At 60.2% G+C, this 11135-nt stretch carries 7 protein-coding genes, 1 tRNA gene and 3 pseudogenes; 6 read left to right on the forward strand and 5 right to left on the reverse strand.

Annotated elements, in window-relative coordinates; all coding sequences use genetic code 11:
- Positions 1-70 precede the first annotated feature (70 nt).
- The 3 genes and pseudogenes from ACQKP4_RS20200 to ACQKP4_RS20210 form a co-directional block, all read left to right on the forward strand.
- Positions 71-508: pseudogene (locus tag ACQKP4_RS20200) on the forward strand (methyl-accepting chemotaxis protein); the annotation flags it as partial.
- Positions 509-574: 66 nt separating this feature from the next.
- On the forward strand, positions 575-1174 hold the full coding sequence (locus tag ACQKP4_RS20205) for a flavin reductase family protein (protein ID WP_427635395.1): 600 nt from the start codon (positions 575-577) through the stop codon (positions 1172-1174).
- A 123-nt stretch (positions 1175-1297) separates the two neighbouring features.
- Positions 1298-1387, forward strand: a pseudogene (locus ACQKP4_RS20210) (TOBE domain-containing protein); the annotation flags it as partial.
- Positions 1388-1393: 6 nt separating this feature from the next.
- Here the strand turns inward: ACQKP4_RS20210 and ACQKP4_RS20215 are convergent.
- Both ACQKP4_RS20215 and ggt read right to left on the reverse strand, forming a co-directional pair.
- On the reverse strand, positions 1394-2548 hold the full coding sequence (locus tag ACQKP4_RS20215) for a Fic family protein (protein WP_427635396.1): 1155 nt from the start codon (positions 2546-2548) through the stop codon (positions 1394-1396).
- A 231-nt stretch (positions 2549-2779) separates the two neighbouring features.
- Positions 2780-4612 (reverse strand): gamma-glutamyltransferase, encoded by a 1833-nt coding sequence (gene ggt / locus ACQKP4_RS20220; RefSeq protein WP_427635397.1) that lies wholly within the window; start codon positions 4610-4612, stop codon positions 2780-2782.
- A gap of 164 nt (positions 4613-4776) precedes the next feature.
- Between ggt and ACQKP4_RS20225 the strand changes: the two genes are divergently transcribed.
- Positions 4777-5886, forward strand: a complete 1110-nt coding sequence (locus tag ACQKP4_RS20225; RefSeq protein WP_427635398.1) for a DUF2817 domain-containing protein — start codon at positions 4777-4779, stop codon at positions 5884-5886.
- A 90-nt stretch (positions 5887-5976) separates the two neighbouring features.
- Here ACQKP4_RS20225 and ACQKP4_RS20230 read toward each other — a convergent pair.
- Both ACQKP4_RS20230 and ACQKP4_RS20235 read right to left on the reverse strand, forming a co-directional pair.
- Positions 5977-6053: transfer RNA gene (locus ACQKP4_RS20230), tRNA-Met, on the reverse strand.
- Positions 6054-6169: 116 nt separating this feature from the next.
- Positions 6170-8224 (reverse strand): methyl-accepting chemotaxis protein, encoded by a 2055-nt coding sequence (locus ACQKP4_RS20235; protein ID WP_427635399.1) that lies wholly within the window; start codon positions 8222-8224, stop codon positions 6170-6172.
- A gap of 331 nt (positions 8225-8555) precedes the next feature.
- On the opposite strand from ACQKP4_RS20235, the gene ACQKP4_RS20240 reads away from it, so the two are divergent.
- Positions 8556-9773, forward strand: a complete 1218-nt coding sequence (locus ACQKP4_RS20240; protein ID WP_427635400.1) for an MFS transporter — start codon at positions 8556-8558, stop codon at positions 9771-9773.
- A 115-nt stretch (positions 9774-9888) separates the two neighbouring features.
- Here ACQKP4_RS20240 and ychF read toward each other — a convergent pair whose 3' ends face one another.
- On the reverse strand, positions 9889-10989 hold the full coding sequence (ychF, locus tag ACQKP4_RS20245) for a redox-regulated ATPase YchF (RefSeq protein ID WP_427635401.1): 1101 nt from the start codon (positions 10987-10989) through the stop codon (positions 9889-9891).
- A gap of 53 nt (positions 10990-11042) precedes the next feature.
- On the opposite strand from ychF, the pseudogene ACQKP4_RS20250 reads away from it, so the two are divergent.
- A pseudogene (locus tag ACQKP4_RS20250) lies at positions 11043-11117 on the forward strand (cupredoxin domain-containing protein); the annotation flags it as partial.
- Positions 11118-11135 lie beyond the last annotated feature (18 nt).

The following is an 11135-nucleotide window of genomic DNA, read 5'->3' on the forward strand; positions in this document are numbered from 1 at the left end:
CGCCTACAGCACCTCGCAGCAGACCGATCAAAGTGCCCAGCGCGGCACTGCCGTGGTCACTCAAGCGGTCGATGTGATGCGTGAATTGGCCAGGCACATGCAAACCGCTGGTGAAGGCATTGAAGCCTTGAACGAGCAGTCGCTGGTGATCGGCACCATCGTCAAAACCATCAGCGGCATCGCCGAACAGACCAACCTGCTTGCGCTCAACGCCGCCATTGAAGCGGCGCGTGCCGGTGAACAGGGCCGAGGGTTTGCCGTGGTGGCGGATGAGGTCCGGCAACTGGCCTCGCGCACCAGCCAGGCGACCGATGAAATTGTCGGCGTCGTGCGCCACAACCAGGACATGGCGCGCAATGCCGTGGCGCTGATGACCGACGGCAAGCTTCAGGCCGAACAAGGCCTGGCGCTGGCGGCGGAGGCGGGCAGGGTGATCGTCGAGATCCAGGACGGGGCGCAGAAAGTAGTGAACGCAGTCGGGCAGTTTGCCAACCAACTGACGACGTGATGCACACGATTGAGCGAGGCCTGCTCAGACCTCGCTACAATCGGCTCTTTTCCTGGAGCAGATTCCATGAGCGCTTCCCACCGCCGTCCGGTTCCCTTGTCCAAGGCGTATCGGCTACTCAATCACGGCCCGACTGTGCTGGTCAGCGCGGCCCATGACGGGCAGCGCAACATCATGGCCGCTGCCTGGGCCATGCCGCTGGATTTCGAGCCGCCCAAAATCGCCGTGGTCCTCGACAAATCCACCTGGACCCGCCAACTGCTGGAAGCCTCGGGCGCTTTCGTGCTGAACGTGCCCTGCGCGGCGCAGGCCGACATTGTGCAAACTGTCGGCTCGACGTCGGGTCTTGAGCTGACTCAAGGCCAGGGCCGGGACAAGTTTCAGGCCTACGATTTGCCTACCTTTGCCGGTGAATTGATCGACGCGCCGCTGCTCGAAGGCTGCGTGGCGTGGCTGGAATGCCGACTGCTGCCGGAACCAAACAATCATCAGCAGTACGACCTGTTCCTCGCCGAGGTGATTGCCGCGCAAGCCGATGAGCGCGTATTCAGCGACGGTCGCTGGCATTTCGAGGGGCAAGACGCACTGCGCACCTTGCACCATGTGGCGGGCGGGCACTTCCTGACGATTGGCGACCCGGTGGATGGCAAGACCTTGCAGCCTTAGTGCGTCACAAGTGCACGCCGTTGCTTGACACGCTGTTTGGCGAATGATGCGCGCAGTTGTATACAAAAACTATTGTTCAAGGAGACAGATGAAGGTCAGCGCCCGTAACGTATTCAAAGGGGTGAGGCCGTTGCAGAACTCGGCTTGGCGCCGGGCGTAACGGCGACGGCGGTGATCAAGGCGTCGCATATCATTTTGGGTGTTCCGGCCTGATTTTTTTCAAGGGTTTTCCAGGGGGGCGGGGATAAAACCTTGGTCCCTGAGTCCTTTGATCACACCTCGGATCAGGTAATTGTTAGAGAACCCGATGGTGTACTGCCTTGCTCCTTCATTGATTGGAAGGAGCATTCCTTGGTTAACCAGTTTTTTGATCAGATAAGTGCGCTGGGTAGCTGACAGGTTCGGTAGGGTCTTCACCAAATCGGCGGACTTGACCACGCCTTCATTTATCGCCGTATTCAGCACAGCCTCTTCTGTTTTAGTAATCCATTCGCGCTGACGAGCGAATGCTACAGCCGGTGAAAGAATCGAGTGTTTGAGGTAGGCATAGTCAGTAAGGCGGTCTACTTTGGCAATCTCATCCTTTACGCCTTCCAGCACATAGACACACCATGTTTCGAGACCTGCTGTCGCCCCGGTGTCAGCAACACCCAGCATCGCGTAATAGCGTTCGCGGTCGTTACAGAAAACGGCTGTCGGGTTCAGCACTCTCCCACCTGTGTTTACGTTGAAGCCATATTTCATCAGCAGCGCATATGTCAGCAGACGCACCACGCGTCCGTTGCCGTTTCCGAAAGGGTGAATCCATCCAAATCTATGATGCGCCAGGGCTACTTTCATCAGATCGTACTTGGGCAGATCGTCACGATTCACGAACGCTACCAGCTCTTCCATGTACCCCGGCACCTGAATCGCCTCGGGCGGAAGATGTACCGATTGAGCGATACGCACCGAAGTCTGACGATAGGTACCGGGAGTTCTATCACCTTCGCGCTCAAGCTCTTGAACTGTCATCGAATGGATTTCACGGATAATTCGCTCAGTCAGAGGTTCTCCTGGCTGCATGACTTCTTCGATGTAAATCATGGCCTTTTCGATATTGGCTATTTCGCGTAACTGGTCGCTATCAGCCGCCTTGCCCTCGATTTTATTGTCCAGATAGTCGGCCAAAGTGGTGTGGTTACCTTCAATCCGCGCAGATCCCAAGCTTTCCAGCGTGTGGAAAATCTCCTTGAGTTGGAAAAATACCGGCGCCGGGGTGTCCCCCTCGAGACGCAATCGTCTCAGGTGCTCCAATTCGCTCAACACATCTACCAAAGGGGAGTCGAATGTGGGGTTCAGCAGCTCAAGATTGTGATGCGAAAACTCGGGCATAGATTTTTTTCTCTAGGGGCGCGGAAGGTTATCTCTAATGAGGCCCTCAATAGGCCCTATTTATAGGGCTATTTTTCAACCCGGTGTGAAAATTATCTGTAATCGCTATCTGTGTTAAGTCAAAAACTGTAAGTGGATAAATGAAAGCTCCATGCATTTTCAGTGAAAAGTGAAATGCATAAAAAAGGGCCTACCTCTACAGGTAAGCCCTTTCCCATCTTCGCGTAGGACTCAATCCCCCAACGCTTCCCCCTCACGCCGTGGATCAGCCCCGCCCGCCCACGCGCTTTTTCCCTGCGCGTCCTTCACTCGGACAATCGCCTGGGTGCCGCTGGTCATGTCGATCTCGTTGACGCTGTGCCCTTTGTCCTTCAGCGCCTGAATCAGGGTCGGGCTGAACTGGCCTTGTTCCAGTTCGGTCGGGCCGTTGCGGCTGCCGAAGTTGGGCAGGCTGATGGCGGCTTGCGGGTCGAGGTTCCAGTCGAGCAGGCCGACGGTGGTTTTGGCGACGTATTCGATGATTTGCGAGCCGCCAGGGGAGCCGAGGGTGGCGAGGAATTCGCCGCTCTGGCGGTCGAAGATCAGCGTCGGGGCCATGGACGAGCGCGGGCGCTTGCCGGGTTCGACGCGGTTGGCGACTTTCTGGCCGTTCTCTTCGGCGATGAACGAGAAATCGGTCATCTGGTTGTTGAGCATGAAACCCTGGACCATCAAGTGCGAACCGAACGCCGCCTCCACGGTGGTGGTCATGGACACCGCGCCTCCTTCGTCATCGACCGCCACCACCTGCGAGGTGGAGATTCGCAGTGGCGAACGGTCCGGTGCGTAGGCGACTTGAATGCCCGGCGGCGTGCCGGGTTTGGCCGTCCCCATGCTGCGTTCACCGATCAGGGCGGCGCGGCTGGCGAGATAGGCCGGGTCGACCAGACCCTTGACCGGGACCGGCACGAAATCGGTGTCGGCGACGTATTGCGCGCGATCGGCGTAGGCCTGGCGTTCGGCTTCCGAGATCAAGTGCACGGCCTCAGGCGTGGGTTCGATGCCGGCAGGCTTGTCGGTCTTGATTGGCTTCATCGGCGCCAGGGCAAAGCGTTTGTCGCGAGTCTCCAAGGCCTCGAGCGTGCCGAGGATTTGCGCCACCGCGATCCCGCCCGACGACGGTGGCGGCATGCCGCACACCTGCCAGCGCTTGTAGTCAGTGCACAGCGGCGCGCGTTCCTTGGCCTGGTAACCTTGCAGATCGTTCAGCGACAGGCTGCCGGGGTTGGCGTGGCCCTGAACCTTGGCGACGATCTCCTCGGCGACCGGGCCTTTGTACAGCGCATCCGGACCTTCCTTGGCGATGCGTTTCAACACCGCGGCCAGTGCCGGATTCTTCAGTTGTGTACCGACGGCTTTCGGGCTGCCATCGGCGTTGAGGAAGTACGCCATCATGTCTGGCGAACGCTGCATCGATGAGTCCGAAGCGATCAGTTGATGCAGGCGCGGCGAGATGGCAAAGCCCTGCTCGGCGAGTTTGATCGCCGGCGCGAACAGCGTCGCCCATGGCAGGCGACCGTGTTTTGCATGCGCCAGTTCAAGGGCGCGCAACACGCCCGGGGTGCCCACCGACCGACCGCCAATCTGCGCCTGAGTAAACGGCATCGGCGTGCCATCGGCTTGCAGGAAAAGCTTCTCGGTGGCACCGGCCGGCGCGGTTTCGCGGCCGTCATAGGTCCGTACGTTCTTGCCATCCCACAGCACAATAAATGCGCCGCCACCGATGCCCGACGATTGCGGCTCGACCAGCGTCAACACCGCTTGCATCGCAATCGCGGCGTCAATCGCCGAGCCGCCCTGACGCAGCATCTCGCGCCCGGCTTCAGCCGCCAAAGGGTTGGCCGCTGCGGCCATGTGTTGGCTGGCGTGGCGGGTTTGCAGGTCGGTGCGAAAGCCCGAGGCCGCTTCCGGTGCGACCGGTAATGTCGAAGTGGGTGGCGCGTTGCAGGCGGCGAGGGTCAATGCGATGGCGATCAGCGACAAGGCTGACCGGCGATAGCGACTCAAGTGGAAGGCTGAGGACACGCGGGGCACTCCGTCCGTGGGAAAAGGTCGGGAGACTTTATCGGCCGACGTCGGGGGACGCAAACCATGGCCTACAGCAACTATGCTTTTGTCCTTCATGCGCCAGCGTATTTTCTGTAGGGTTCAGGGCATGACACCGGCCAGAAGATCACCAAGAGGCAGCCATGCAAAACGAGTTTCCGACCCAGCCGAGTTATCGCACCCAGCGTGAGCAATTCCTGGCCGCCGCGACCGCGGCCGGGGCGACGCTGACCGAGTATCCGCATCCGCTCAAAGGACCGTTTGGCGAACCGCTCAACACCGACGTGGCGGTGTTGGGTGATCCGCGCGCCAAGCGCTTGCTGATTGCGCTGAGCGGCACCCATGGCGTCGAGGGCTTCTATGGCTCGGGTTGCCAGATCAAATGGCTGCAGGAACTGGGCAAGCGTTCGTTGCCCGCGGACGTCGCGGTGGTGATGATCCACCTGATCAATCCCTGGGGCACGGCATGGTTGCGGCGGGTCAACGAAGACAACATCGACCTCAATCGCAACCACCTGAACTTCGAAAAACCGCTGCCCGACAACCGCGCCTATGCCGCGCTGCATGAAATCTACGCCAGCACCGAACTGCAGGGTCCCGAGCGTGAGCGCGCGGATGCCTTGCTCGACGGGCAGATTGGCGCACACGGCTGGCCGGCGGTGATGTCGGTTGTCGAGGGCGGCCAACACAGTCACGCCGATGGCCTGTTTTATGGCGGGCTCGCGCCGAGCTGGTCGAACCGCACGCTGCACCAGATTCTCCAGAAACACATTGCCCACGCTGACGTCGCCATGTGCTTCGACTTGCACACCGGCGCGGGCGAGTACGGTCATCCGATGTTGCTGACGATCACCGAGTCGGCGTATCCGGCGCTGCCCGATGCGCAAGCCATTTACGGTCCGTGGCTCTACACCTTGCTGACCGGCGCCGACACGCTGAGTGAAACCGGTGTGGCGGCCACCGCGACGGGCTACACCTCGCAGGCGCTGCTCAATGCGTTGCCGCAGGTGAAGTTGATGCCGTTTGTGATCGAGTGCGGGACCTATCCCGGCGCGGCAGTTCATTGCCATTTGCGCGATGACCATTGGCTGCATTTGCATGGCCATCCCACTGATGCAGTGGGGCGCGAGATCAAACTGAACCTGCTGGAACAGTTCTTTCCTGCCGACAACGACTGGCAGGCGATGGTCTGGCTGCGGACGTGGCAGATATGGGAGCGGGCGTTGTCGGCATTACCAACGATTCGTGGCTGATACGAATCCAGTGCTTGCCGCATGGCGCGGCGGCACTTTTTTCAAGGCATAAAAAAACGGCCTACCTTTCGGTAAGCCGTTTTTAGTACTTGGTGGCTACACAGGGACTTGAACCCCGGACCCCAGCATTATGAATGCTATGCTCTAACCAACTGAGCTATGTAGCCAAGTGGCGCGCATTATTCACCGGTAATGCAGATGCGTCAAGCGCAAATCTAAAATATTTCTCTACGCTTTCAACCGCTTATCCACCCGGCCCGCAAATTCGGGCCGGAGGAGGGCGTCAACTCAGCTGAAATCTTCCGGTATTCGCGCTCAAGGCCTTGCTGCCCTGGCTCAAGGTGTCCGCCGCCAGGTTCACCGCCCGCGCGCCTTCAAGCAACCTTACCGCCGCCTGATCGACTTGCTGAATGTTGCCGCTGACCTCGTCGGCGGTGCTGGCCTGTTCCTCGACCGCTGTGGCGATGTGCGCCAACGTGTCGGTAACGCCTTGCACCGCGAGGGCAATTTCCCCGAGACGTTCGCCCAGCCCTGTGACCGACTGCGCATCACTTTGCGCCTGGCTGCAGGCTGCTTCCATCAAGCTCACGGCCTCGTTCACGGTGCTGCGCAGGCTGTCGACGGTGCCGGCGATTTGCGCGGTGGACGACTGCGTACGTTGCGACAGGCTGCGCACTTCGTCGGCGACCACGGCAAACCCGCGCCCTTGTTCACCGGCGCGAGCGGCCTCGATGGCGGCGTTGAGCGCCAACAGGTTGGTCTGCTCGGCGACGCCGCGAATGGTGTCGACCACCAATTGAATCTGCTGCCCTTGTTCACTGACCCGGCCCAGCGCTGCGGCGGTGTCGTTCAAGCGCTGATTGAGCTGCTGGATGCTGGCCGTGGTGCGTTGGCTGTCGCGGCTGCTGTCGGCGGCGATGCGCTGAGTGTGTTGAGCGCTGCCGGACGCCTGCTCGCAACTCTGGGCGACACCTTGGGACGTGGCCGCCAATTGCGTGGCGGCCGCGGCGATCTGGCTGATCTGCAACTGCTGCGCTTCGACTTCGCCGAGGGCGCCGCTGGAATGGTGATTGAGCGTGCGCACCGCGTTGCTCACCTGCAAGGTTTCGTGGTCGACCCCCAGCAAGCTGTTGCGCAGTTGCACCACGGCAACGTTGAGCGCCGTGCTGATGGCGGCGAGTTCGTCACGGCCCGTCACCGGCACTTGCAGGCTCAGGTTGCCGTCTCGCAAGGCTTCGGCCAACAGCGTGATGCCGCTGGCGCTGCGGCGGATCGAAGCCTGCAAGCAGACGAACAGATACAACGCGGCCAGCAACAGGCAACCAAAGATTGCCGCCACCAGGATGAACTGACGAATGGCCGAGGTGTGGTAGTAATCCAGGCGCTGGTCAAGCGACATCAGCGATTGCTGGCGCAGGGCGGCGAGGTCGGTGAGCAGGCTGTCGAGGTTACGCTCGAAATCTTCCGGCTTGAGATTAATGCTGCCGCCAAACACGCCGTCATCCAGGACTTTCAACGTCGCGTCGAGGTGCTTGAGGCTGTCATGGTATTGCCCGGCCCAGCTTTGCAAGGCACTGGGCAGGCGCGCTTCCAGCAGGCTGGCGGTTTTTACCAGCTGCTCGCGGGCATCACCGATGCGGCTACGCAGGTCGCGCAACTGCAAGCGGCTTTGCAAGGTGAACTGGCCCGACACCACAGACGCCTGGCCTACAGCGGCAAGGCGCCCGACCCGTTCGATCAGGTCCGGCGCATGTTGCGTGGAGATCTGCGTCAACAGATAAGTCTCCAGCCACGGCGCCAGCGTCAGGCGATTGTCCATGGTGATCTGTTCGCGCAACGCTTGCAGAGCGCTCAAGGCATTGGTGAAACGGTCGTAACCGTCCGGCCACCAGCCGACGCTGCTCAGGCTTTTCGAGTCGAGGCCGTTCAGCGCGGTTTGCAGCGCTTGATAGCGGGTAAGGGTTTCGCCCTCGGCACCTTCGGTTTGCAACGCGTTGCCCAACTCCGTGGTGGCTTGGGCGACTGCCGGCTGAACCGCATCAAAGGCGCCCATTGCCGCCAGGGTCGCGGGTGTTGGCTGGCGATTGGTCTCGGTGGCGCGCCAACGCGCGGCGCGGTCACGCTGGGCGGCGAGCAGGTTATCCAGAGCGTCCAGCGCGAGCAGTTGCCGCACCCCGGCACGTTCGCCGGAGATCAGGCTCAGTTTGGCGCGGTAGTCCTGACCGATCATCAACAGGCTGCCAGCCAGCGGCAGTATGAACAGCAGAAATAACAGCTGAAATTTGCGTGCGAAGCCAAAACGCCCTAGCAGCCCGATCCCCGGTGATAAAAACGACATGCCCCATGACTCCTCTGGACACCACGCACCATCGGCGTGCATCGAAGTCGTTCCGACCGCGACCTGTGCCCTTTTAAAAGGCCTCGAAAGTTCACCCTCGTCCGCTCTGTAGGCCGACTCTGTGGTGAAACTTCCCATTCTCGGTCCCCTTTGTAAGGGGCCGCGTTGAAGCGGATTAGTAAGGCAAGATTCAGACCATGGCGTTGCGCTATTACTTTTTTCACGATGAACGATGAGGTCGTTAGCTGGCTAAGGGGATGGCGCTGTCGCCCTGAAAAATGGCACATTGACGCACCTGCCCGCGTGCACTCATCTGTTGTCTGGAAACTCCATGGCTATCACCAACGCTCCGACCGGCGCGACGTCCGCTCCCGCGACCCCGCAAAGCAGCCCTTTGGTCATGCGCATCATCGGCGCGGTGGCGCTGGCGCACTTGATCAACGACTTGATTCAGTCAGTGCTGCCGTCGATTTATCCGATGCTCAAAGCCAACTATGGCCTGACCTTCACTCAAGTGGGGTTGATCACCCTGACGTTTCAACTGACCGCCTCACTGCTGCAACCGTGGGTCGGCTATTACACCGACCGTCATCCTAAACCCTGGCTGTTGCCGGCCGGGACGGTGTGTACGCTGATCGGCATTTTGATGATGTCGGTGGTCGGCAGCTTCCCGATGATTCTGCTGGCGGCGGGGCTGATTGGTATCGGCTCGTCGACCTTCCACCCGGAAGCCTCTCGCGTGGCGCGACTGGCGTCGGGCGGACGATTCGGGCTGGCGCAATCGACCTTTCAGGTCGGCGGTAATGCGGGTTCGGCGTTTGGTCCTTTGCTGGCGGCGGCGATCATCATTCCGTTCGGCCAGGGCCATGTCGCGTGGTTTGGCCTGTTCGCGGTGTTTGCACTGTTTGTGCTGTACCGGATCAGCCGCTGGTACGCCAATCACCTGAACCTGTTCAAGCTCAAACAAGGCCAGGCCGCGACGCATGGCCTGTCGAAGGGACGGGTGATCAGTGCGCTGGTGGTGCTCGGGCTGCTGGTGTTCTCCAAGTATTTCTACATGGCGAGTTTCACCAGCTACTTCACCTTCTACCTGATCGAGAAGTTCGACTTGTCGGTGGCCAGTTCGCAGCTGCATTTGTTCCTGTTCCTCGGCGCGGTGGCGGCGGGGACGTTCTTCGGCGGGCCGATTGGCGACAAGATCGGGCGTAAGGCGGTGATCTGGTTCTCGATCCTCGGGGTAGCGCCGTTCACCCTGATCCTGCCGCACGTCGACCTGTTCTGGACCAGCATTCTCAGCGTGGTCATCGGCTTCATTCTGGCGTCGGCCTTCTCGGCGATTGTGGTGTACGCCCAGGAATTGGTGCCGGGTAACGTCGGGATGATTGCCGGCGTGTTCTTCGGCTTGATGTTCGGCTTCGGCGGGATTGGCGCGGCGTTGCTGGGGCACCTTGCGGACGTGCACGGCATTGAATACGTGTACTTCCTGTGCTCGTTCCTGCCGCTGTTTGGCGTGTTGGCGATCTTCCTGCCAAGAACCAAAAAGGCCTGAAACCACACAGCTCCCACAGGGGGGGGCTGTGGTGTGGCGGATGAATCTTCCAGGCACAAAAAAGCCGCGTATCAAACGCGGCTTTTTCTTGGGCGGGTGCTTCGTCCGGAATAACTCAGACGTTGAAACGGAAGTGCATCACGTCGCCATCCTTGACGATGTAATCCTTGCCTTCCAGACGCCATTTACCGGCCTCTTTGGTGCCGGCTTCGCCCTTGTACTGGATGAAGTCGTCATAGGCGATCACTTCGGCGCGGATGAAGCCTTTTTCGAAGTCGGTGTGGATCACGCCAGCGGCTTGGGGTGCGGTGGCACCGACGCGCACGGTCCAGGCGCGGACTTCTTCGACACCGGCGGTGAAGTAGGTCTGCAAGTGCAGCATCTCGTAGCCGGCGCGAATCACACGGTTCAGGCCAGGCTCTTCGAGGCCCAGAGCTTCGAGGAACATGTCTTTCTCTTCGCCGTCATCGAGCTCGGCGATTTCCGCTTCGATCTTGTTGCAGACCGGGACCACCATGGCGCCTTCTTCTTCGGCGATGGCTTTGACGATGTCCAGCAGCGGGTTGTTCTCGAAGCCGTCTTCAGCGACGTTGGCGATGTACATGACCGGTTTGGTGGTCAGCAGGTGAAAGCCGCGAATCACTGCCTTGTCGTCGACGCCCATGTTTTTCATCAGCGTGCGTGCAGGCTTGCCGAGGGTGAAGTGGGCGATCAGTTGCTCCAGCAGGCCTTTCTGGACCACGGCATCTTTGTCGCCGCCCTTGGCGTTGCGGGCGACTTTCTGCAGTTGCTTCTCGCAGCTGTCGAGGTCGGCGAAGATCAGTTCGAGGTCGATGATCTCGATGTCGCGTTTCGGGTCGACGCTGTTGGAAACGTGAATCACGTTCTCGTCTTCGAAGCAGCGGACCACGTGAGCGATGGCATCGGTTTCACGGATGTTGGCGAGGAACTTGTTACCCAGGCCTTCACCTTTCGAGGCGCCGGCTACCAGGCCTGCGATGTCGACGAATTCCATGGTGGTCGGCAGGATGCGCTTCGGGTTGACGATGGCAGCCAAGGCTTCCAGGCGCGGATCCGGCATCGGCACGATACCGGTGTTCGGCTCGATGGTGCAGAAGGGGAAGTTCTCGGCCGCGATCCCGGATTTGGTCAGGGCGTTGAACAGGGTGGACTTGCCGACGTTAGGCAGGCCGACGATGCCGCAATTGAATCCCATGGTGTTTCCCCTCGGATTAGAGTCAGGCCTTCTGGCTGTGCAGGTTTTTCATCAACACGCCGGGGGAATTTGAGTATTTTTGTGCGCTGCACCCGCAGATGATCGGGAAGATTGTGGTGAGCCAGTGAATGCGCGGCAGCAGCATG

It is taken from the genome of Pseudomonas sp. NPDC086278 (assembly GCF_050280905.1).
Classification (GTDB): domain Bacteria; phylum Pseudomonadota; class Gammaproteobacteria; order Pseudomonadales; family Pseudomonadaceae; genus Aquipseudomonas.